Here is a 22,156-nt window from a genome sequence, read left to right as displayed (position 1 = left end):
GGGATGTGGACGGGAGTGTATAAGGATTGCCGAACCGTTCGCTCAGGTACGCACGAACGTGCTACCCCGCGGTGGATGCGGGCGCGGGTGCGGCGGGGAGCGTCGGCGTCGCGGCGCCCGCCGCCGACGCGTTCGCGGCCGCACCCGGACTCGCGTTCGCCGCGCTCGCGTTTCCGGCACCGCTCTGACGGACGAAGAACACCGTCGGCGTCCCCGCCGAGGTGAGTTCGTACGTCGTCGCGTCGTACCCCTCGAGACGGGGGGCGACCTCGCCGTAGTTCGACGCGCGCGTTACGACGACCGGCGGCGTCGACCCGTTCAGCGCGGCGAGGTCGGTGGTACTCGCCGTCTCGGCGCCCATTCCCTCGAAGTACCACGGGAGCGGGAGGCGCCACGTCCAGTGGCCGGGTTCCGAGAAGTTCTCGTCGGGCGCCGGCGAGGGCTCGCTCGCGGCGTAGAAGTGCGCCCCGTAGTAGAGGACGTCCGGGCCCGACCCGCCCTGATGGGCCTGCACGGCCTCATCGATCTCGGCGAGCGTCGGGTGGAGGTCGCCGTTCGGCTGGCCGTACTGGACGAGCGGCCCCGGCTCCTGTGGGTGGACGAAGGCCGCCGTGACGCCCGTGAACGCCATCCAGCCGACGACGGCGGCGACGAGGACGAGCGCAATGGCGGTGCCGGCGTCGTCGCCGTCGTGGCGCGTCGAGCCGACGGCCGAGAGGAGGAGGCCGCCGCCGACGGCCGCCGGCACCGCGAGCGGGACGACGACGTGAATCATCGCCCACGGCGCCTGAATGTCGGAGACGGCGGGGTAGATGACGAGCGAGGCGAGCGCCCAGTAGCCCGCGAAGGAGACGAGTGCGCGCGGGCGCTCACCCCGGTAGCGGTCGTGGACGAAGCCCGCGACTCCGAGCACGCAGACGGCGGCCGCGCCCGCGACGAGCGTCTCGACGTCCCCCACGAAGAAGTCGACGTAGCTGTGCGGGTGCCCGCCCACCCACGTGCTCGCGAACTTCTCGACGGAGCTGACGGTGGCGCGCCGGACGACGTCACCGAACAGGACGGGGGTCGAGAACGCGCGCCAGAGCTCCGGGCGCGGCGCGTAGAAGAACACGACGACGGCGAGGAAGAGGAGGGCGCTCGCGGCGACGTCGCGCGCCCACGCCCGGAGGCCGCGTGCGGTCGCGAACAGCCGCTCGGCGAGGACGGCCGTCGGGTCCTCGCCGCGCTGTCTGGCGGCGAGGAGCGCCCAGTCGAGGAGGAGGACGAGCGCGCCGACCCAGCAGGCGACGTAGACGAGGACGTTCTCCTTGGTTGTGAACGCGAGCGCGAGCGAGAGCGCGCCCGCGTAGAGGTGGCGCCGACGGCCGGTGTCGTGCGCGCGGACGAGGAACGCGAGCGCGGCGAACGCGAACGCGCCGACGAGCACGTCGCTGCGCATGAACCGCGAGTAGTAGAGGAGGAGCGGGTTCGCGGCGAGGAGGACGGCGAGCGAGACGGTCTCGGCGGGCTTCAGTCGGTCGCGGAGGAGCCACGCCGTCGCGGGGAGGAGGCCACCGATGAGCGCGACGACGGCGCGCATCGACGCGTCGCCCGCGCCGACGAGGTCGAAGACGACGCCGTTGACGTGAAAGAGGAACGGGCCGTGAACGATCGGGTGGTAGGTGTATTGGCCGGTCTCGACGTAGCGTAGCACCCAGTAGCCGACGCGGCCCTCGTCCCAGTGGGCGACGCGGGCACCGAGGGCGACGAGGCGGGCGACGAGTGCGACGGCGGTCGCGGCGGCGACGGCCGCGGCGACGCGGCGGTCCGAGTCGGGCATCTATCCCTGTAGTTCGGGGGGACCCATACGGGCTTTTCGGAGAACGGTAGCGTTTTGACGGCGCGCGTGAACGAATCCGGTATGGTATCCCTGGGTCTGGTCGTCGCCGAGTTCAACCGCAGCGTCACCGGGGGCATGGAGGAAGCCGCGCTCTCGGCCGCCGCGGACGCCGACGCGACCGTCGCCGAAACCGTCCGCGTCCCGGGCGCCTACGACGCGCCGCTGGTGGCGGACCGACTCGCTCGACGCGCGGACGTCGACGCCGTCGCGGTGCTCGGCGCCATCGTCACCGGCGACACCGACCACGACCAAGTCATCGGCCACGCCATCGCAGAGAAGCTCACGGACGTGAGCCTCGAGCGCGACGTCCCGGTGACGCTCGGCGTCATGGGTCCGGGGATGTCCGGTGCGGAGGCGCGCGAGCGCGTCGAGAAGGGCGCGGACGCCGTCGTCGCCGCCGTCGACCTCGCGGAAACACTGGAGGACCTCTAACAATGGAATTCGCAGACCGAGTCACGCGTGTCGAACCGAGCGCGACGCTCGCGGTGAGCAACCTCGCGAAGGAACTGGAAGCCGAGGGCCACGACGTCGTCGACCTCTCGGTTGGTGAGCCGGACTTCGAGACCCCGGAGAACATCGTCGAGGCCGCCGAGGAGTCCGTCGAGCGCGGCGACACGGGCTACGCGCCGTCGAACGGCGTGCCCGCGCTCCGCGAGGCCATCGCGACGAAACTGCAGGACGACGGTCTCGACTACGAGGCCGGGAACGTCATCGTGACGCCGGGCGCGAAGCAGGCGCTCTTCGAGACGTTCCAGACCGTCGTCGACGAGGGCGACGAGGTCGTCCTCCTCGACCCCGCGTGGGTTTCCTACGAGGCGATGGCGAAGGTGGCGGGCGGCGACCTCACGCGCGTCGACCTCTCGCCCCACGGCTTCCAGCTCGAACCCGCGCTCGACGACCTCGCGGACGCGGTGAGCGACGACACCGAGCTCCTCGTCGTGAACTCCCCGAGCAATCCGACGGGCGCCGTCTACAGCCGGGCGGCGATGGAGGGCGTGCGCGACCTCGCCGTCGAGCACGACATCACCGTCATCAGCGACGAGATCTACCAGCACATCAACTACGGCCCCGAGCACGTCAGCCTCGCCGGCCTTGAGGGGATGTACGAGCGCACCGTCACCATCAACGGCTTCTCGAAGGCCTACTCGATGACCGGGTGGCGTCTCGGCTACCTCGCCGCGCCCGAGGACGTCGTCGCGGAAGCCGGGAAGATCCAGTCCCACTCCGTCTCCTCGGCGACGCACTTCGTCCAGTACGCGGGCGTCGAGGCCCTCGAGAACACGGACATCGCGGTCGAGGAGATGGTCGAGGCGTTCGCGGAGCGCCGCGAGTTCCTCCTCGAGTTGCTCGCCGAGCACGGCGTCGAACCCGCCACGCCCGAGGGCGCGTTCTACATGATGCTCCCCGTCGACGAGGACGACGAGTCGTGGTGTACGAACGCCCTCGAGGACGCGCACGTCGCCACCGTCCCCGGGTCGGCGTTCGGCGCGCCCGGCTACGCGCGCATCTCCTACGCGAACAGCAAGCAGCGCCTCGCCGAGGCCGTCGAGCGCCTCGCCGCCGAGGACTACCTATAAGCGCGCCCGCCCCGACGCCGCCCTGCGAAACCACACCACGGCGGCGACGTTCCGACGTGTATTTCTCCGCGAGCCGACTCCGATAGCGCGTGCTCTGGCTCTTCGTCTCCCTGCTCGGCGGCGGCGTCGCCGGCCGTCTCGCGCCGGACGCGTGGCCGGTGGCGCGCGTCGCGGACCGCGCGCTCGAAGCCGGTCTGCTCGTCCTCCTCGCGATGATGGGCGTGCGCCTGGGCGCGAGCGAGCGCGTGCTCTCGAACCTCGGACCGCTCGGACTTCGTGCGGTGGCGCTCGCCGCCGGGAGCATCGCGGGGAGCGTCCTCCTCGTGGTGGCGGCGGGCCGCTACCTCCCGTCGCTCGAACCCGACGGCGGGGCGTCCGCGACGCCGGACGCCACCGACGAGGGCGCGACGCTCCCCGCGCTCGTCCTCGCCGCGCTCCTCGTCGGCGGGGTCGTCGGCTGGGTCGCCCCCGACCGTGTCGTGGCGCTCGTGGCGGCGGCGACGACGCCCACGCTCTACGCGCTCCTCGTCGCAGTCGGTGCGACGCTCGCGGCGGGCGCGGACGTGTTCGCGTCCGCGCGACGCCTCGGACCCACGGTGCTCGTCCTCCCGGCCTGCATCGCGCTCGGCAGTCTCGCCGGCGCTGTCCTCGTCGGGTCGGCGTTCGGGATGGCGAGCGCGGAGGCCGCCGCCGTCGGTGCGGGCTTCGGGTGGTACTCGCTCTCCGGCGTGCTCGTGAGCGACCTCCACGGCGTCTATCTCGGGTCGCTGACGTTCCTCGCGAACGTCCTGCGCGAGCTCCTAACGTTCCTCGTCCTCCCGTTCGTCGTGCGCCACTTCGGCCGGGCAGCGGGCGTCGCGCCCGGCGGCGCGACGGCGATGGACGTCACCCTCCCGGCGGTGCGTCGCACGGCCGGCCGCGAAGCGGTGGTGCCGGCGGTCGTGAGCGGCGCGACGCTCAGCCTGCTGGTGCCGATACTGATTCCGTCGCTCGTCTAGCCGTACTCGCCCGCCCGGCGACGAAACGGCCTTCCGGGGTGACGCCGTTCGGTTCCGTATGGCCGATCGCGTCACGAGCGAGGGCGTTCGCACCGTGGAGACGACTCTCGAGCGCTACGGACCGACGAACCGCCCGCAGCTACGGGTGGGTGACCCCGACGCCGTCCCCGTGGGTGAGGTGGTTCGCCTCGTCGTCGACGGGACGGAGTATCGCGCGCGCGTCGAGTCGAACGCGGACGGCGAACCCGTGCTCAGGGGGGCGTTCGAGACGCCGCGGCTCGCGCGGACACCCGGCGAGGGGGGGAACCACCTGCGGGCGTGGCTCGACGACGTCGGCCTCGATTACGGGCGGACGGTCCACCTCGACGTCGTCACGCCCGACTACAAGTACGGGGTGCGAGCGCCGGGCGAGCGCGCGACGTACGCGGCGACGGAGACGCCGGATTCGGGGCTGGCGTCGATCGCGCGCGACCTCGACGGCTAGACGCCGGTGGCGTCGCGGCCGACCGCGCTCGGCGCTGACCGACGCGTGCCCCCGTTCTCCACCGATCTTCCGTGGCCGGGAAGAAAGACACATATAGGTCTACCGGAGACCCCATCGCGTATTAGGTGGGCCAAAAACAACCGCGAGTGTACACGTCACGCACGCTCCGTCCCTATTGGTACTAGATAACACACGTTACATTGGCGAAAGGTTTAAGTAGGTTACGGCCTTATCTGTGGTTAGGAAGAAGCGGGTCGGAGGCCTTTATACGTTCCTCCTCCACCCGGTCCCAGAGTACCCCATAATGAGCGACACCAGCATCCGCACGTTCACCAGCGACCGCCAGCACACCGAGAGCACCGTCGAGGAGGAGTCCGAGACGCGAACCGACACCACGATCTGTCCCGAGTGTGGGGGCGACCTCCGCACCGACGAGGGGCACGGCGAAACCGTCTGTTCGGACTGTGGCCTCGTCGTCGAGGACGACGCCATCGACCGCGGGCCCGAGTGGCGGGCGTTCAACTCCCAGGAGAAGGACCAGAAATCGCGCGTCGGGGCCCCCACCACGAACATGATGCACGACAAGGGCCTCTCGACGAACATCGGCTGGCAGGACAAGGACGCCTACGGCAACTCCCTCTCGAGCCGCCAACGCCAGAAGATGCAGCGCCTCCGCACCTGGAACGAGCGCTTCCGCACCCGTAACAGCAAGGAGCGAAACCTGAAGCAGGCGCTCGGCGAAATCGAGCGCATGAGCTCCGCCCTCGGCCTCCCGAAGGAGGTCCGCGAGACGGCGTCGGTCATCTATCGCCGCGCGCTCAACGAGGACCTCCTCCCCGGGCGCTCCATCGAGGGCGTCGCCACCGCCGCACTCTACGCGGCGGCGCGCCAGATGCAGACGCCGCGCTCCATCGACGAGGTCGCGACCGTCTCGCGCATCGACGACATGGAGTTCAAGCGGACGTATCGCTACATCGTCCGCGAGCTCAAGCTCGAAGTCGCGCCCGCCGACCCCGCGAGCTACGTCCCGCGCTTCGTCAGCGAACTCGACCTCAACGACGAGGTCGAGCGACGCGCACGCGACCTGCTCAAGACCGCCGGCGACAAGGGCGTCACCAGCGGGAAGTCGCCGGTCGGCCTCGCCGCCGCCGCGATCTACGCGGCGAGCCTGCTCGCCAACCAGAAGGTCACCCAGAGCGAGGTCAGCGCCGTGACCGACGTCTCCGAGGTCACCATCCGCAACCGCTATCAGGAGCTCCTCGAGGCCGCCGAAACGGTCCAGTAAGGACCTCCCGGCGCGGATTCTGGTGTTCTTCTAGGGCGCTCGCTCGCCCGCTCGTACCGGTACGCTGACGTGGTTCTTTTCCGGTGGAATGACGCACGCGAAGCCCTCGTTGTACGCGCAGAAGGGGCTGTACGCGGTGTTGAAGTCGACGGCGACGTCGTCGCCCGTCTCGAACGTCTCGACGTCGAGTTCGAGATAGCGCCCCTTCCCGTAGGTCTCCTCGCCGCTCGTCGCGTCCGTGAAGGGCACGAAGAGCCCCTCCTGTGACGGCGCGGCGTACGCCTCTAAGACGTGGTGCTCGTCCTCGAGCGTGAACCCGAGCGTCGCGACCCGCTCGTACGTCCGGTCGGGGCCGCTCGTCGTCTCCAACTCGACCTCTTCGATCTCGCTCGGCTCCTGGATGCGCGCGACCACGCGGTATTTGGGGTCGGGCGCGTAGTAGTCGAGGCCGTCGAAGTCGTCGCGCTCCTCGGGCGGAATCGGCGACTGGGGGTGCTCGGCGAGGAACTCGTCCTTTTCCGCGCGGTACTCCTCGATACGCTCGCGCCACGCCGGCTCGTCGAAGTCCTGCTCGGGCATGGGTCGTCCTCGGGGAGCCGTGGCGGTAAGGCTACTGGATGCGCGCGAGTCCCCTCGGGTCCACCACGTCGAACTCGCGGCCGCGAACGCCGACGTTTTGCCTCCGACGCGCCTCCGGGCGGGCATGATGTCGGTCGACGGCTCGATGGGGGGTGGCCAGCTCGTCCGGACGGCCGCGACGTTCGCGGCGCTCACCGGCGAGTCCGTGGAAGTGACGGACGTCCGCGGGGCGCGCGAGGAACCCGGCTTGAAGCGCCAGCACGTCGCGGCGCTGGAGGCGGTCGCAGCGGCGTGCGACGCGGACCTCGCGGGCGCCGAGGCGGGGTCCGAGCGCGTCGCCGTCGACCCGGGCGCGCTCGATGGTGGCGAAACGCGCGTCGACGTCGGGACGGCGGGGAGCGTGCCGCTCATCCTCGACGCCGTCCTCCCGCTCGCGGCGCGCCTCGAGGCGCCCTATCGCGTGACGGTGTCGGGCGGGACGGACGTGCAGTGGGCGCCGCCGCTCGACTACCTCACCGACGTGAAGCTTCCGGTGCTCCGCGCGCACGGCCTCGACGCGAGCGTGACGCCGACCCGTCGCGGGTTCTACCCGGCGGGCGGCGGCGCGGTGACGCTGACCGTGCGGCCCTCAACGCTCACTCCGCTCGACCTCCGGGAGCGCGGGCGACTGCGACACCTCGCGGTCGAATCGGCGGCGAGCGAGTCGCTCCGCGAGGCCGACGTCGCCGAGCGGCAGGCGGACGCGGCCGTCGAGGCGCTCCAGTCGACGGCGGCGGTGCCCGTCCTCCGCGAGTCCGCCTACGACGAGACGGCCTCGTCGGGGTCGGTGGTGACGGTGGTCGCGGCGTACGAGCACGCTCGCGCGGGGTTCTCGGCGCTCGGGGAGCGCGGGACGCCGGCCGAGGCGGTGGCCGAGGGCGCCGTCGAGTCGTTCCGTGCGTTCGACCGGACGCCGGCGAGCGCCGACGCCCACCTCGCCGACCAGCTCCTCCCGTACCTCGCGCTCGCGGGCGGGGTGTACACGACGCCCGAGCGGACGGCACACCTCGAGACGCACGCCGACCTCCTCGGGACGTTCGGGTTCGACGTCGACGTCGCGGACGCGGACGGGGTCGTCCGCGTCAGTCGGTGAGGCCGTAGCCGCGCTTGAAGAGGTAGACGTCGACGGCGAGCACGACGACGGTCAGTCCCGTCAGGACGCCCAGCGCCTCGTTCACGGGGATGTCAGACACTCCGAGGACGCCGTAGCGGACGCCGTTCACCATGTAGACCATGGGGTTGAGGTAGGAGGCGGTGAGCGCCGCGCCTTCGAGGGCGTCCAGCGAGTAGAAGACGCCGCCGAAGAAGACGAGCGGCCGGAGGATGAACTGGTTGAGGACCGTGAGGTGGTCGAAGTCCTCGGCGACGAGGCCGCCGATGACGCCGAAGCCGGCGAAGAGCACGGTGATGATGAGGAGGAACGCGACGGCGTACGCCGGGTGGGCGAGCGAGTGGACGGGCGTGAAGAACGCGCCGATGACGGCGATGAGGACGCCGATGATGATACCCCGGAGCGCCGAGGAGGCGACGTAGCTGAACACCATCGACCGATAGGAGAGCGGGGACGTGAGCGGTTCGTGGATGTACTCGTTCCAGCGCCCGTGGAAGATGGAGAACGAGGCGTTCTCGAAGGCGTTCCCGATGGCGCCGAGGACGACGAGGCCGGGGAGGATGAACTGGATGTAGGGGACGCCGCCGACCTCGCGGATGCGCGCGCCGAGGATGACGCCGAAGACGGAGAAGTAGAGGACGTTCGTGATGAACGGCGGGAGGAAGGTGTTCCACGGCCGGCGGAGGAAGCGCAGGATCTCGCGCTTCGTGAGCGTCTTCAGTCCCGTCGGGAACAGCGCACTCATCGCTGTGTCTCCGCGACGGCGCGCTCCGCGTCCGCCGCGTCGTCCTCGCCGTCGGTGTCGTTCGATTCGCGCGTCTCCTCCTCGTCGCGGCGCGTCAGCTCGACGAACACCTCCTCGAGCGACGTGCGCTCGATGTCGATGTCGACTGCGGTGTAGCCCTGCGCGTCGAGTTGGCGGACGACCTCGGGGACGAGTTCGCTCGCCGACGGCGTGCGGACCACGAGCTCGTCGCCGTCGAGTTCGAGGCTCTCGACGCGCTCGTCGTCGATGTCCGGTACGTCGTCGGGTTCGGCGTCGAGCGCGACGGTGAGGGTGTCACCGCCCTTCTCGGTGAGTTCGTCGGGCGTCGCGACCGTCACCTTCCGCCCGGAGTCGATGATCGCGACCTCGTCACAGAGGCGTTCGGCCTCCTCGATGTAGTGCGTGGTGAGGAGGACGGTGGTTCCCTCGTCGTTCAGGTCGGTGATGACCTCCCAGAGGTCGTGGCGCAACTCGACGTCGACGCCGGCCGTGGGTTCGTCGAGGATGAGGAGGTCGGGGTCGGTGACCAGAGCGCGCGCGAGCATGAAGCGCCGCTTCATCCCGCCGGAAAGCCAGTCGAAGCGGACGTCGCGCTTGTCGTAGATGCCGACGCGCTTCAGCGCGCGCTCGGCGCGCTCGGCGGCCTCGTCCTCGGGGACGCCGTGGTAGCCCGCCTTGTGCATCAGCACCTCGCGGATGGGGAAGAAGCGGTCGACGTTGAACTCCTGTGGCGCGAGGCCGATGGCGTCGCGCGCGCCCTGGTAGTCGTCCTCGACGTCGTGGCCGAACACCTCGGCGCGGCCGCCGCTCTTGCGCACGAGGCCGACGAGGACGTTGATGAACGTCGTCTTCCCCGCGCCGTTCGGCCCGAGGAGCCCGAAGAACGACCCCTCGGGAACGGTGAGGTCGAGGCCGTCGAGCGCCCGGACGTCGCCGTAGTCCTTCTCCAGGCCCTCGACGCGTATCGCTGGTGGCATTCGTGGTCGGGACGACGCCGCGTACGGGATTAAGGCCGACGGAACCCGAACGCCGGGCCGAGAACCGCGAGACGGAGTGACACGCTCGCCGTCCGGTGGTCGGCGGGGCCTCGCGTCGCACGGGTCGCTCGCGGGTCGTAGGCTCCCCGCTCGCCGTCCGGCGGGCCCTCGCTCCGCTCGGTCCCGCCGACCGCCTACCCGGTGTTCTTCATGCCGGCGGCGATCCCCTTCACGCTCAGGCGCAGCGTCTGCTCGGCCGCCTCGGTGCGGTGGCTCTGCCGGAGGAGGTCCACCTGCAGGAGGTTGAGCGGGTCGACGTAGGGGTTGCGGCGTTCGAGGCTCTCGGTGAGCCACTCGCGCGTGATGAGCGCGTCCGCCTCGGTGATGTCGAGGACGGCGTCGCTCGAGCGCCCGTACTCGGACTCGATGGTGGGGAAGATGCGCTCGCGGAGGTCGGGGTCGGCGAGGTCGGCGTACTCCTCGGCGATCTCCATCTCGGTGCGCGCGAGCGCCATGGACGCCCGGTCGAGCATCGTCCGGAAGAACGGCCACGCCTCGTACATCTCGCGTAGGGTCTCGACGTCACCGCCGGCGTCGAGATAGGCCTCGATGCCGGTGCCGACGCCGAACCACCCGGGGACGATACAGCGGCTCTGCGTCCACGAGAACACCCACGGGATCGCCCGCAGGTCCTCCACGGAGCGCTCCTTCGAGCGGCTCGCGGGCCGCGAGCCCATGTTCAGCTCCTCGATGACCGTGATGGGGGTCGCCTGCTCGAAGTACTGGACGAACCCCTCGGTGCCGAGGAGGTCGACGTACGCGTCGCGGGCGGCGCTCGCCATCGTCTCCATCGCCGTCTCCCACTCGGCGTCGATGTCGGAGCCGGGGTCGTCGAGGGCCGTCGAGTCGCCCCGGGAGACCGCGTCGTGGCGCGCGCGGATCTGCGCGTTCAGCATCTGTTCGAGGTTCCGCTCGGCGATGTAGGGGTTGCCGTAGGTTTCGGCGATGGACTCGCCCTGCTGGGTGAACTTCACCTCGCCCGTGACGGTCTCCGGCGGGAGCGCGAGGAGCGCCTCGTTCATCGGGCCGCCGCCGCGGGAGATGGAGCCGCCGCGACCGTGGAAGAGGCGCAACTCGACGCCGAGGTCGTCCGTGATCGCCGCGAGTTTGCGCTGGGCCTCGTTGAGCGCCCAGTTCGCGGCGAGGAAGCCGTTCTCCTTGTTCGAGTCGCTGTAGCCGAGCATGACTTCCTGAACGGTGCCCCGCGCTTCGAGGGCCGCGCCGTAGGCGTCGTTGTCGAAGAGGGTCTCCATGGTCTCGCGGGCGTTCGCGAGCGCGGACTCCGTCTCGAGGAGGGGGACGACGTCGAGCCCGCAGTGCTCGGGGAGGTCGACGACGCCCGCCTGATCGGCGAGGAAGAGCACTTCGAGGACGTGGCTCGGGCGCTCGGTCATGCTGATGCAGTAGGTGTCGATGGCCTCCTCGCCGTACTCCTCGTGCCAGCCGCCGAGCGCGTCGAAGCGCGAGAGCACGCGCGCGGCCTCGTCGCTCAGGTCCTCGGTGTCGGTGAGGTCGAGGACGTTCTCCGTCTGGAGCGTGGCCTCGGTGAGGAACTCGACGCGCTCGTCCTCGTCCATACTCCTATAATCGACGCCCTCGCGCTCCAGTGCCTCCTCGAGCGCGCCCGTGTGCATCTCCTGGTGGTCGCGGAGGTCGAGGCTCGCGAGGTGGAAGCGGAACGTCCGGACCTGGCGCTCGAGCGGGTCGATGTACTCGTCGGCGATGCGGTCGGCGTCGTTCGCGCGCAGGGCGTCCTCGACGACGTCGATGTCCGCGAGGAACTCCTCGTAGTCGTCGTAGCCGCCGGGACGGACGTCGGTGATGCGCCCGAGCCGGCGCCACATCACGAGCACCTTCTGGCGCAGCGGCTCGTCGGGGTAGCGCTCGCGCGCGCCGGAGACGAGCGAGGGGACGCGCTCGGCGTCCCGGTCGAGCGACGCCTCGACGCTGGCGAGGTCCATCCGCGTCGCGTCCTGACTGAGGACGCCCGAGACGTCGTCGAGGGCGTCGCGGTAGTTCTCGACGACGAGGTCGCGCTGGCGCTCGAGGGTCTTCGTCGTCACCTCCGGGGTGACGAACGGGTTACCGTCCCGGTCGCTCCCGGCCCACGAGCGGAAGTCGAGGATTTCGGGGACGGCCGGCGGCTCCTCGTAGTGCTCCTCGAGGGCGTCCTCGAGACGCGCGTACATCTCGGGGACCTGGTCGAAGATGACGTTCGCGAGGTACCAGTGGACGTTGCGCGCCTCGTCGAACGGCTCGGGGCGGCGCCCGCGGACCTGCTTCGTCGTCCAGAGACTCTCGACGAGCGCGTCGAGGCGCGCGAGTTTGTTCGCGCGCTCGCGCTTCGTGAGGCGGTGCTGGTCGAGTTCCTCGAGGAGGTCGGTCACCCGGACGAGCGTCGCCTTCACCGTCTTCCGGCGCGCTTCGGTCGGGTGCGCCGTGAACGTCGGGACGACGCGAACCGCCTCGAGGACGTCCCGAACGTCGGACGGAGCGGCGCCGTCGTCGGCGAGGCGCTCGACGGCGGCGGGGAGGCTGTCGGCGAGCGTGCCGTCGTCCTCGTCCTCGCGGAGCGAGCGGACGCGCTCTCGCTCCTCGGCCAAGTTCACTAATTCGAAATACGTCGTGAACGCCCGGGCGACGGAGGCGTTGACTTCCTCGTCGTTCTCCGCGAGGACGTTCCGGAGTTCGTCGCGCGTCGACGTCTCCCCCTGACGATAGTCGATCGCGGCGGTTCGCGCGTCTTCGACGGCCTCGAAGGCGTCTCGGGACGCGTGTCGTTCGACCGCTTCACCCAGGAGGTCGCCTAACTCCCGTACGTCCTGCCGGACGCTCCGTCCGTGTAAACCCATGCCTCGACATTACGTACCACTGTAGTTAAATCCCAGGAAGCGCGCAAATCGTTTCCGATAGGCGGGACGAATTCCCAATGCGTTCGCTCATGTAGAACGAGGCTGTGTGGTAGCGTGCAACGACCACGCCGCCGGGCTCCCCCCGGATCGCCGTCCGCGATGCCGACACCGAGGGCCGCGCTTTCGGGTGTCACGGCGTGCGTGCGCGCGATCGAGTGCCCGTCAACTAGGCCACAAGACTATACCGTCACGCCACCCTACCCACCAAGCGACGACCGAGTCCCCCCACTATGATACCCGACTCCCCGGCCGACGGCACACCCTCCGGCGTCGACACCACCGAGGAGGACCGACCGACCGTTCTCGCCGTCGACGACGACGAGGACCTCGCCGACACGTACGCCATCTGGCTCGACGGCGACTACGACGTCCGAACCACCTACGACGGGGAGAGCGCTATCGACGCCGTCGACTCCGACGTCGACGTCGTCCTCCTCGACCGCCGCATGCCCGACATGTCCGGCGGCGACGTGCTCGACGCCATCCGCGAGCGGGGCTACGACGTCCGGGTCTCCATGCTCACCGCCGTCGAGCCGGACGAGGACATCCTCGACATGCCCTTCGACGAGTACCTCGTGAAGCCCGTGACGCGCGACGACGTCGTCGACACCGTCGAGAACCTGCTCGCGCGCTCCGAGTACGACGACGACCTGCAGGCGTACTTCGCCGTCTCCGCGAAGCTCGCCACACTCGAGGCCCAACTCACCCCCGACGAGCGCGACGAGAGCGCCGCCTATCGGGACCTCCAACGCCGCAAGGCCGACCTCGAAGCGCGCGTTCAGGACTCCCTCGACGACGTCGAGGGGTTCGAGGACGCCTTTCGGGAAGTCGAGAACTAGTTACGCGACGCCGGTCGACGGATCGACGGGGATCTGACTCCCCGTCGCATTCTCGAACTTGATGGCGTTCGCTGACGCAGTCACGTCGTCGATGTACGCGATTTTTCCGTTTTCGTTTACGTAGACAAGCTCGGGGCGGCCGTCACCATCCACGTCGAATCCCGCCATCGGTGCGGTGAGCGCTAGGTCGTCGACGAGCGACTCGGAGTCGAGTCCGCTCGCGTCTCCGAGATATATGTGGGACGACTGCACGACCGGTATCTTCGCCCGTCCGTCCCCGTCGAAGTCTATCGGCGGACCGACGCCGCGTCCGCTCGGATTTCCGTCGTTTGTATACGCCTTGAACATCTCCCCCTCCGCGGTATCGTACTTACCGCTTGGGTCATGGTACGTGACGATTCCGCTATTGTCGACGAAGACTAGCTCGTCCTCCCCGTCTCCGTCGATGTCGCCGATCCCGGAGACGGCAGAGACACCGTCGTTATCCAGATCGGCGAACAGTCGCTCAGGTGTGTCCATTGAGGGATTGACCCGATAGACGTAGTCGTTGTTACTGCCCGCGTAGAAGACCGATGGACGACTCCCGTTCCAGCTTCCGACTGCGAGGAGCGAGCCCGATTGCTCCGCATTCTCAGCTATGACGAACGACCCGCTCTCGTTCGCGAGCCGGACGTCCCCCGAATCGTTCACGTACGGCGTGTCGAGCACGTCGTCGCCCGTGAAGTCGTACTCGCGCGGGCCGATGACGGTGGCGTTCGTCGGCGCGAAGCGCGTCACGCCGCCGAGCGCGTCGACGGTGGAGAGGTTCGTCGGGTCGTTCGCGTACGTGAAGACGACGCGATCCGCGAGCGGGACGACGCCGTAGCGCGGTCCCTGCGGGGCGGCGTCCGGTTCGAGGCGGACCTGCGTCTCGTATTCGATATCGGGCGCGCGGTAGGTGAGGTTCAGCGTCGCGGCGTAGACGGCGTCGAGCGCGTACGGCGACGGCGTGTCCGCCGTGTAGTAGTGGTCCGTGTAGCTCCCGCTCGCGTAGAGGTCGCCGGTCGTGGCGTTCGCGACGACGACGTAGCGGCCGGTGACGGCGTCGCCGTTCGTGAAGGCGATCTCCTCGACCGTCCCGCTCGTGAACCCCTCGAGCGCGGCGCAGTGCGCGCCGTCGACGCTCGCGCTCGAGAAGTCGACGGTGGCGGGCGCGGGCGCCGAACAGCCGCCGTCGACGGTGACGTTCGAGCCGGTGTCGACGTCCACGCTGTGCGTCGAGCCGTCGGCGAACGTCGTCGTGACGGTGAGCGTACCGGACCGGTCGTCGGTGAGGTTCATCTTGAAGCGCCGCGCGCCGTCCGCGTCGTCGAAGAGCGACCAGTCCGCCGCCCCGCTCCGGTCGGTGAACTCGCGCACGCTCGCCTGATGGATCCCCGTGCCGTTCGTGACGTCGTGTATCGCGACGCTCGTGAGCGTCCCCTGGGCGGCGTACTGCCGGAGCGTGAGGTTCGCCCACTCGGCGGTGTCGTCGCGGAAGGCGGCGTCGAGCGCGCCGTGGCGGACGTACTCGCGCTCGTTCGCCTCCGCGAGGACGCCGCCGACGCCCTCGACGACGACGTCCTGATACTCCATGGCGTCCGCGCCGCTCGCGGAGGGGCGCGTCGCGAGGTTGTGCGTGAAGACGACGCTGTTCACGACGAGCGCGAGCGCGACGAACGCGACGGCGATACCGAGGCCGGCGACGAGGAGGAGCTGACCGCGGTCGCGTCGCTGGTCGGTCGCCGCCTCAGAGGGTGGCCCACGCTGCATTCGCCTCCCCTTCCGGCGGCGCGCGGAAATAGTTTCGCTCGCCGACGAGCGCCGAGCGTGCTCCGACGGCCGCCGAATGGACGGGTACAAGCGGGCGGCGCCGCCACCGTCGGGTATGCGTATCGGCGTGCTCGGCGCGGGGTCGATGGGGTCGCTGTTCGCGGGCCTGCTCGCGGCGAGGGAGACGGAGACGGTACTGTTCGCGCGGGAGAGCGACCACGTCGCGGCGCTCCGGGAGTCTGGGCTGCGCGTCGTCCACGCTGACGGGACGGCCGAGACAGTCGACGTCCCCGTGGTGTGTGACCCCGGCGCGGCGCCGCGCTGTGACTACGTGCTCGTCTGCGTGAAGAGCTACCAGACGGACGACGCGCTCGCGACGTGGGCCGGGGCGTTCGGGGACGCGGCGGTCGCGACGCTCCAGAACGGCCTCGGGAACGCGGAAGCGCTCGCCGCGTACGTCCCTGAGGAGCGCGTGCTCGCGGGGGCGACGAGTCACGGCGCCCACGTGCCCGAGCCGGGCGTCGTTCGGCACGCCGGGCGGGGCGACACCCGCCTCGGGAGCTACTTCGCGCTGAACGACGCGAACGTGCGCGCGCTCGCGACGCAGCTGTCGCTCGCCGGCATCGAGACGCACGTCGTCGACGACGTCCGGCGTGCCATCTGGCGGAAGGCGCTCGTGAACGTCGGCATCAACGCGGCGACCGCGCTCGCGGGCGTCGAGAACGGCGCGCTCGCGGCGACGGCGCCCGGGACGCGACTCGTCCGGCGGTCGGTCGCGGAGGCCGCGCGGGTCGCGCGCCACGAGGGCGTCGACACCGAGGGAGTCATCGAGGAGACGCTGACGGTGGCGCGGCGGACCGCGTCGAACGTCTCCTCGATGCGCCAGGACGTCGAGGCGGGACGCGAGACGGAGGTGGAGGCGATTCACGGCGCCGTCGTCTCGCGCGCGGAGGACGCGGGGCTGCCGGCGCCAGTGAACCGGACGCTCGCGGACCTCGTGCGGCTCGCGGACGCCTAAGGCTCCGAGGGGCGCGGACAGCCGTAGGTGTCGCGCATCGTGTCCGCGTACGTGCCGCCCTTCTCGGCGACGAGCGCGACGAGGACGAACTGGTGAGTGGCGGGCCGGAGGACGAACACCTCGTTCGGGGCGTCGAAGTCGGAGTCCTCGCGGAAGCGCGCGAGGAGCGGTTCGAGCGGCGCGGTGCCGTCGCGGAGTTCGGCGTAGACGTCGCGTTCGCCCTGCTGTTCGGCGAACGTGTAGACGGCGCCGTTCGGGTCGCCGCCGGTGTCGTAGGTCGGGCGGGCGTTCACGCCGAGGCCCTCGTGGCGCGCCTCCTCCCACGTGTCGAGGGCGACCTCGAAGAGGTTCGCGACGCCCTCGGCGTACGCGAAGAGCGTCCGGTCCTCGACGGTGAAGTCGGTGAGGCGGGCGTCGCCGTCCTCCCACGCGAGGTCGCCGGTGAAGCGATAGCCCGGTCGGAGGCCGTCCGCGGGCGCGACGTCGACGGCCTCGCCGTCGTCGAGGTCGACGCAGCGAAGCGTCCCCTCGGGGCGTCGCGAGCGCACGCGGTAGGTCCCGGTCGTCGTGGGTGTCACGCCTCCGAGGAGGGGCCGGAGGGAGAAAAGCCACCCGACACCGCGTCAGGCGAGGAGGAGGAGGACGGCGACGGTGGCGGCGACGCCCGCACCGAGCAGGCCGTAGTTCGCGAGCGCGTTATCGGCCGTCCAGAGCGCGAGCGAATAGCGGGTGTCCCGGAGCGGCCAGAGCGGCCTGATGCCGGCGGGCGTGAGGACGTCGCCGAGGAGGTGGGCGACAACGCCGAGGGCGCCGACGCCGAAGCCGAAGCTGGCGAGCGCGAGGCGCTCCGGGCCGGCGGCCGGGAGGAAGAGGGTGAGGCCGGCGAGCGTCGTCCCGACGAGCCACGCGAAGACGAGCGTGTGGGTGACGCCGCGATGCGTCACGAACGGGACGCGCTGGTCGTAGTCGGGGAGGGGCGCGAGCGCGAGCATCGCGGCGCCGCCGACGAGCGCGGGGACGCGGTAGCCGGCGGCGAGGAGGGCGGCACCGAGCGGAGCGTACACGAGCAGGGAGACGCCGTAGTGCCCGGTGCGGTACATACGGTGGATGGGAGGGCCGACGCGCAGTTAAACCCACCACCCGAGCCGGGGCGTCAGTCGGTGAGGCGGCCGGCGACGAGCGCGCAGGCGACGCCGGCGGCGACGCAGACGGCGAGGAGGTTCCAGCCGGCCGCGTAGCCCGCCGTATCGGCGAGCCACCCGAACGTCGGCGGGACGAGGAGGCCGCCGAGGTTGATGGTGGTCTGGCCGGCTGCGGTCGCGGCGCCGGACTCCTCGTCGCTCGCGAGCGCGACGAGCGCGCCGTGATAGAGGCCGGTGACGCCGAGGAGGCTCACGCCGAGTATCGCGAAGCCGGCGGCGGCGCCCGGCATCGCGAGGAGCGGGATCGCGGCCATCGCGAGCGCGCCGACGCCGGTCTGCCAGTTGAAGACGCGGATGGACGCGCGCGCGGCCGTCCCGCGAACGCGGTCGGCGACCCAGCCGGCGCCGATGCGGCCGACGCTCCCCGTCACCTGCGTGAGGCCGAGGACGACGCCGGCGGTCGCCTTCGAGGCGGTGGTGTCCGCTTCGAGGTAGGGGACGGCGTAGCCGGTCGTGGTGAAGATGGCGGCGCCGACGAAGAAGCCGCCGGCGGCGAGCGCCATCAGCGCGCGGTTCCCCCAGAGCGCGCGGACGTCCGGGAAGCCCACGTCGCCCGTCCCGCCGGTGCCCTCGTAGGCGACGAGGAAGCCGAGCGCGACGACGCCCGCTGCGCCCGCCGCGACGAGGAAGCCGAGTTGCCAGCCGAGCGCGAGCGCGGCGAGGCCGGCGACGACGAACGCGGCGAGCGCGGAGCCGGCGGTGACGCCGACCTGCTTCACGCCGACGGCGAGGTTGTACGCGCCGCGCGGGGCGCGCTCGGCGACCGCGATGTTCGTCGCGGGCATCGCCGTCGAGTACGCGGCGCCGAGGACGAACACCGCGAGGAGCAGGGTGAGGTAGCTCGTCGCGAGCGAGACGCCGACGGCGCCGAGCGCGAGGCCGACGAGGCCGGCGACCATCGCGGGGCGGTCACCGTAGGCGTCGACGAACGCGCCCGCCGGGAAGAGGAAGAGCGTGTAGCCGAGCGTGAGCGTCGTGATGACGAGGCCGACCTGCACGCCGGTGAGCCCGAAGTCCGTCTGGAAGGAGTCCGTCGCGGGGAACGCCGAGTAGTAGCAGAGGCTCGCGACGACCTGCCAGAGCGCGACGGCGAGGACGCCGCGCCAGCTCCCCTCGCTCACTGCCGCGCGGCGCCGACGATGGCGATGCCGACGACGAACGCGAGGACGTACGCCGGGTGGGTGCTCGCGTACCCGCCGAAGCCGCCGGCGGCGAGGGAGAGCTGGCCGGCCTGCAGGTCGGCGAGCGCGCGCGTGCCGTCGCCGTTCGCCGCCCACGCGGCGAAGTGCAGGAGGCCGACGCAACTGAGCGCGACGCCGAGGAGCTCCTGGACGCGGGAGCTCACGGCGCCGAGGAGACGGGAGGCGAGACCGGAACTCATCGCTGGAGAATCGGGCCGGCACGAGCAAAAACGTGGCGGGCTCGGGTCGCGGACGCCCGCTCGCAGTCGGGCGGTTCTCCCGCCGGCGTGTGTCCGGCACGGCACTTTCTTGCTCGCTCGCGTCCACGTGGCGGTATGTCCGAGACGCCGTTCGAGCGCCGCACTCGCGACGCACAGGCCCGCCTCCGCGAGCGCGGGGCGAGCGCGCTCGCGCTCTTCCCGAGCCCGAACACCTACTACCTCGGCGGCTTCGAGGAATCGCCCGGCGAGCGTCACTTCTTCCTCTTCGTCCCGGCCTCGGGCGACCCGGTGTTCGTCGTGCCCGCCCTCTACGGCGCGCAGGTCCGCGACGCGACGTGGGTCGCGGACGTGCGGACGTGGGCGGACGGGGACGACCCGCTCGCCGTCGTCGCGGACGCGCTCGCCGACCTCGGCGTCGCGAGCGGCGAGGTGCTCCTCGACCCGACGATGCACGCGCGCTTCACGCTCGACCTGCGCGACTGCCTCCCCGCGTGCGAGTTCGGCCTCGCCGGCGCCGTCCTCGACGCCCTCCGGGTTCGCAAGGACGCCGCCGAACTCGACGCGCTCCGTGCGGCCGGGCGCGCGGCGGACGCCGCGATGCGCGACGTCCGAGAGCTGGGCGCGGACGCCGTCGGGATGACCGAGACGGCGCTCGCGCGCTACGTCGAGGAGCGCCTCGTCGCGCACGGCGGGACGGGCACGTCCTTCGAGCCCATCGTCGCGTCGGGGCCGAACGCCGCGAACCCGCACCACGGGCACGGCGAGCGCGAGATACGCGCGGGCGACCCCGTGACGCTCGACTTCGGGACGCGCGTCGAGCAGTACCCGAGCGACCAGACGCGCACCGTCGTCTTCGCGGGCGACCCGCCCGAGGGCTACGCGGAAGCGCACGACGCGGTCGTCGAGGCCCAGCGCGCCGCCGTGGACGCCGTCGAACCCGGGGTCGAGGCGCAGGCCGTCGACGCGGCCGCCCGCGACGTGCTCGAGACGGCGGGCTACGGCGACGCGTTCGTCCACCGGACGGGCCACGGCGTCGGTCTCGACGTCCACGAGGAACCCTACATCGTCGCCGGGAACGACCGCGCGCTCGAAGCGGGGATGGTGTTCAGCGTCGAACCCGGCGTCTACGTCGAGGGCGAGTGGGGCGTCCGCGTCGAGGACCTCGTCGTCGTCACCGAGTCGGGCTGTGAGCGGCTGAACGACACGCCGCGCGGGTGGCGCGTCTAGTCGCCGTCTCGACGCGCGAGGAGCGCCGCACCGGCGAGCGCGAGGACGCCGGCGACGAGGCCGAACCCGGGCGAGTCGCCGACCGTCGTCCCACCGCCGGTGCCGTCGGTGGTCGTGGTCGCGTTCGTCGTCGTGGTGGCGCTCGTCGTGGTGCTCGTGGTGGTTGTCTCGCTCGCGCCGTTCTCGCCGGGCGCCGTCGCGGTGCTGTTCGCCTCGCCGCTCGCCGGAGCGGAGGCCGCGAGCGTGACGGTCGCGTCGTCGCGGACGCCCGTGTCGCCCGCTATCGCGGTCAGGTCGTAGCTCCCGCTCGCGAGCGCGGACGCGTCGAGGTCGAGGGTGGCGTTCGCGCCCACGTCACCGACGAGGACGCGGCCGTCGCGAACCGCGCTCGCGGGGACGAGCGCGTGGAGTTCGTCGGTCGTGAGCGCGTCGGAGCGGAGGACGAGCGGGTAGTCCGCGCGGTTCGACGTGACCGTGAGCGTCCCCTCGGAGCCCGTCGCGTCGAGCGACTGGCGGGCGACGCTGAACGCGGCGGCGTCGGTGGCTGTCAGCCGGTAGTCGCCGACGTCGAGTGACGCCGTCTCGAGGGTGACGTGCCCGTCGTCGGCGGCGAGCTGGCGCACGAACGCGCCGTCGCCGGTTCGAAGCGTGGCGTCCCCCTCGACGTCGAAGCGGAGCGTGAGGCCCCGCCAGTAGACGCCGCCGTCCTCGGCGTCGACGGTTCGGTCGAGCGGCGCATCGGCCTCGGACCCGGCGCGCTCGTCGGCTGTCGTGGTGGTCGGAGTCGTCGTGGTCGTCTCGTCCACGCCGTCGACGGTGAACGAGGCGACGACGGTGCCGTCGGCGTCGACGAGTCGGTACGGGCCGTCGAGGTCGCCGGTGTCGAACGCCACCGTCCCGCCGTCGGCGGCGAGCTGTCGCACGAACGCGCCGTCGCCGGTGCGGAGGACGTACTCCTCGCCGGCGACGTCGCGAGTGAGCGTCACGCCGGCGTCGTGGGTGGCGCCGTCCTCGAGCGCCACCGTCTCGCCACCGTCGTCGGTGTCGTCGGTCGTGTTCGCCGTCGTCGTGGTCGTCGTGGTCGGCGCGCCGTCGACGCCGAAGGCGAACACCGTCGCGCCGTCACCGTTCCTGAGCGTGTAGTCGCCGTTCCGGAGGGCGCCGGTGTCGATCAGTACGGTTCCGTTCTCGGCGGCGAACTCCGCGACGAACGCACCGTCGGCGTTCCGGAGGACGTGGCTCTCGTTCGTCGAGACATCGACGGCGATGATGGTGCCGTGGTCGTAGGTGGTTCCGTTCGTCGCCTCGACGGGGTCGGCGGCGACGGCGGGGCCCGCGAGGAGGGCGGCCGTCACCCCGACGAGGAGGAGCGATCCGAGCGCGAGTGCGTGTGGAGGGCGCATCGTCACGGCTGTTCGACAGGTCCGCCCATAACGGTTCGGTAGGGTACAGTCGCCGCTTCACGGCCCGCCGGACGCGGTGGCTCTACCTGCCGCCGTCGCGGGATTCATTGCCGTCCACATCCACGCCAAGGTATGGCACGCGTCGAGGAGACCTATATAGAGAACCGGAACCGGGTTCAGCCGAACCACGCGAACAACTACGAGACCGTCCACGGGGGGAACGTCATGAAGTGGATGGACGAGGTCGGTGCGATGAGCGCGATGCGCCACGCGGGCGAGACGTGCGTCACCGCGAGCATCGACCACATGGACTTCATGCGCCCCGTCCCGGTCGGCGACATCGTCGTCATCGAGGCCTACGTCTACGACGTCGGCCGGACGAGCGTGAAGGTCCGCCTCAGGGCGTTCGGCGAGAACCCGCGCACGGGCGAGCGCCACCAGACGACCGAGTCCTACTTCGTCTTCGTCGCCGTCGACCAGGACGGCCGCCCGACCGAAGTGCCGGACCTCGACGTCGAGACCGAACGCGACGAAGCCCTCGTCGAGGCCGCACGCGAGGGCGAGAACGGCGAGGAGTGAGCGCGCGAGCGGGTGACGCCGACTTTTT

21 protein-coding genes are annotated in these 22,156 nt (G+C 71.0%); 10 read left to right on the top strand and 11 right to left on the bottom strand.

The annotated features are described in order from the left end of the window. Positions 1 to 61: 61 nt before the first annotated feature. The gene (locus IEY12_RS06675; RefSeq protein WP_188880897.1) at positions 62 to 1,819 is read right to left on the bottom strand and encodes a flippase activity-associated protein Agl23; all 1,758 of its coding nucleotides are present in this window, start codon (positions 1,817 to 1,819) and stop codon (positions 62 to 64) included. Positions 1,820 to 1,900: 81 nt separating this feature from the next. On the opposite strand from IEY12_RS06675, the gene ribH reads away from it, so the two are divergent. The 5 genes from ribH (at position 1,901) to IEY12_RS06650 (ending at position 6,223) form a co-directional block, all read left to right on the top strand. Further along, positions 1,901 to 2,311: a 6,7-dimethyl-8-ribityllumazine synthase gene (gene ribH / locus IEY12_RS06670; protein ID WP_188880883.1), complete on the top strand. Its 411-nt coding sequence runs from the start codon at positions 1,901 to 1,903 to the stop codon at positions 2,309 to 2,311. A 2-nt stretch (positions 2,312 to 2,313) separates the two neighbouring features. Then, positions 2,314 to 3,456 carry a pyridoxal phosphate-dependent aminotransferase gene (locus IEY12_RS06665; RefSeq protein WP_188880872.1) on the top strand — a complete coding sequence of 381 codons (1,143 nt, stop codon included), beginning with the start codon at positions 2,314 to 2,316 and terminating at the stop codon, positions 3,454 to 3,456. A gap of 89 nt (positions 3,457 to 3,545) precedes the next feature. Continuing rightward, on the top strand, positions 3,546 to 4,454 hold the full coding sequence (locus IEY12_RS06660) for a LysO family transporter (RefSeq protein ID WP_188880868.1): 909 nt from the start codon (positions 3,546 to 3,548) through the stop codon (positions 4,452 to 4,454). A gap of 58 nt (positions 4,455 to 4,512) precedes the next feature. Beyond that, a complete protein-coding gene (locus tag IEY12_RS06655; RefSeq protein WP_188880862.1) occupies positions 4,513 to 4,938 on the top strand; it encodes a DUF7112 family protein in 426 nt (141 codons plus the stop codon). Positions 4,939 to 5,242: 304 nt separating this feature from the next. Continuing rightward, a complete protein-coding gene (locus tag IEY12_RS06650) occupies positions 5,243 to 6,223 on the top strand; it encodes a transcription initiation factor IIB (protein WP_188880858.1) in 981 nt (326 codons plus the stop codon). Between the two features lie 30 nt (positions 6,224 to 6,253). On the opposite strand, the gene IEY12_RS06645 is transcribed toward IEY12_RS06650, so the two are convergent. Then, positions 6,254 to 6,802 carry a DUF1684 domain-containing protein gene (locus tag IEY12_RS06645; RefSeq protein WP_188880848.1) on the bottom strand — a complete coding sequence of 183 codons (549 nt, stop codon included), beginning with the start codon at positions 6,800 to 6,802 and terminating at the stop codon, positions 6,254 to 6,256. A 124-nt stretch (positions 6,803 to 6,926) separates the two neighbouring features. Here IEY12_RS06645 and rtcA point away from each other — a divergent pair, with 124 nt between their 5' ends. Next, positions 6,927 to 7,934: an RNA 3'-terminal phosphate cyclase gene (gene rtcA, locus IEY12_RS06640; RefSeq protein WP_188880844.1), complete on the top strand. Its 1,008-nt coding sequence runs from the start codon at positions 6,927 to 6,929 to the stop codon at positions 7,932 to 7,934. Here the strand turns inward: rtcA and IEY12_RS06635 are convergent. The 3 genes from IEY12_RS06635 to ppc all read right to left on the bottom strand — a co-directional run bounded on the left by IEY12_RS06635 (position 7,924) and on the right by ppc (position 12,607). Then, a complete protein-coding gene (locus IEY12_RS06635) occupies positions 7,924 to 8,697 on the bottom strand; it encodes an ABC transporter permease (RefSeq protein ID WP_188880834.1) in 774 nt (257 codons plus the stop codon). The two genes, rtcA and IEY12_RS06635, sit on opposite strands and share 11 nt — an antisense overlap. Further along, the gene (locus IEY12_RS06630; RefSeq protein ID WP_188880831.1) at positions 8,694 to 9,695 is read right to left on the bottom strand and encodes an ABC transporter ATP-binding protein; all 1,002 of its coding nucleotides are present in this window, start codon (positions 9,693 to 9,695) and stop codon (positions 8,694 to 8,696) included. Before IEY12_RS06630 ends, IEY12_RS06635 begins: the two co-directional genes overlap by 4 nt. Positions 9,696 to 9,889: 194 nt before the next feature. Continuing rightward, complete coding sequence (ppc, locus tag IEY12_RS06625) at positions 9,890 to 12,607, bottom strand: phosphoenolpyruvate carboxylase (RefSeq protein ID WP_188880824.1); 2,718 nt, start codon at positions 12,605 to 12,607, stop codon at positions 9,890 to 9,892. Positions 12,608 to 12,897: 290 nt separating this feature from the next. Between ppc and IEY12_RS06620 the strand changes: the two genes are divergently transcribed. Next, the gene (locus IEY12_RS06620; RefSeq protein WP_188880815.1) at positions 12,898 to 13,506 is read left to right on the top strand and encodes a response regulator transcription factor; all 609 of its coding nucleotides are present in this window, start codon (positions 12,898 to 12,900) and stop codon (positions 13,504 to 13,506) included. On the opposite strand, the gene IEY12_RS06615 is transcribed toward IEY12_RS06620, so the two are convergent. Beyond that, a complete protein-coding gene (locus tag IEY12_RS06615; RefSeq protein WP_188880813.1) occupies positions 13,507 to 15,297 on the bottom strand; it encodes a DUF7261 family protein in 1,791 nt (596 codons plus the stop codon). A gap of 115 nt (positions 15,298 to 15,412) precedes the next feature. Here IEY12_RS06615 and IEY12_RS06610 point away from each other — a divergent pair, with 115 nt between their 5' ends. Then, positions 15,413 to 16,315 (top strand): ketopantoate reductase family protein, encoded by a 903-nt coding sequence (locus tag IEY12_RS06610; RefSeq protein WP_188880805.1) that lies wholly within the window; start codon positions 15,413 to 15,415, stop codon positions 16,313 to 16,315. On the opposite strand, the gene IEY12_RS06605 is transcribed toward IEY12_RS06610, so the two are convergent. The 4 genes from IEY12_RS06605 to IEY12_RS06590 are packed head-to-tail and all read right to left on the bottom strand — an operon-like array spanning position 16,312 to position 18,898. Then, entirely contained in the window at positions 16,312 to 16,893 is a 582-nt protein-coding gene (locus IEY12_RS06605) for a DUF6663 family protein (protein ID WP_188880801.1), read from the bottom strand. The genes IEY12_RS06610 and IEY12_RS06605 overlap by 4 nt on opposite strands. Before the next feature lie 45 nt (positions 16,894 to 16,938). After that, on the bottom strand, positions 16,939 to 17,415 hold the full coding sequence (locus IEY12_RS06600) for a metal-dependent hydrolase (RefSeq protein WP_188880799.1): 477 nt from the start codon (positions 17,413 to 17,415) through the stop codon (positions 16,939 to 16,941). A gap of 53 nt (positions 17,416 to 17,468) precedes the next feature. After that, complete coding sequence (locus tag IEY12_RS06595) at positions 17,469 to 18,638, bottom strand: MFS transporter (RefSeq protein WP_188880797.1); 1,170 nt, start codon at positions 18,636 to 18,638, stop codon at positions 17,469 to 17,471. Beyond that, the gene (locus IEY12_RS06590) at positions 18,635 to 18,898 is read right to left on the bottom strand and encodes a hypothetical protein (RefSeq protein WP_123077210.1); all 264 of its coding nucleotides are present in this window, start codon (positions 18,896 to 18,898) and stop codon (positions 18,635 to 18,637) included. The genes IEY12_RS06595 and IEY12_RS06590 overlap by 4 nt, the downstream gene beginning before the upstream one ends. Before the next feature lie 135 nt (positions 18,899 to 19,033). Here IEY12_RS06590 and IEY12_RS06585 point away from each other — a divergent pair, with 135 nt between their 5' ends. Then, positions 19,034 to 20,146 (top strand): M24 family metallopeptidase, encoded by a 1,113-nt coding sequence (locus IEY12_RS06585; RefSeq protein WP_188880790.1) that lies wholly within the window; start codon positions 19,034 to 19,036, stop codon positions 20,144 to 20,146. On the opposite strand, the gene IEY12_RS06580 is transcribed toward IEY12_RS06585, so the two are convergent. Next, positions 20,143 to 21,549 (bottom strand): PGF-CTERM sorting domain-containing protein, encoded by a 1,407-nt coding sequence (locus IEY12_RS06580; protein WP_188880786.1) that lies wholly within the window; start codon positions 21,547 to 21,549, stop codon positions 20,143 to 20,145. The genes IEY12_RS06585 and IEY12_RS06580 overlap by 4 nt on opposite strands. Positions 21,550 to 21,681: 132 nt before the next feature. Between IEY12_RS06580 and IEY12_RS06575 the strand changes: the two genes are divergently transcribed. Further along, complete coding sequence (locus IEY12_RS06575; protein WP_188880780.1) at positions 21,682 to 22,128, top strand: acyl-CoA thioesterase; 447 nt, start codon at positions 21,682 to 21,684, stop codon at positions 22,126 to 22,128. Positions 22,129 to 22,156 lie beyond the last annotated feature (28 nt).

The organism is Halarchaeum grantii (assembly GCF_014647455.2).
Classification (GTDB): Archaea; Halobacteriota; Halobacteria; order Halobacteriales; family Halobacteriaceae; genus Halarchaeum; species Halarchaeum grantii.
This window is presented reverse-complemented; position numbering and strand designations above follow the sequence as displayed.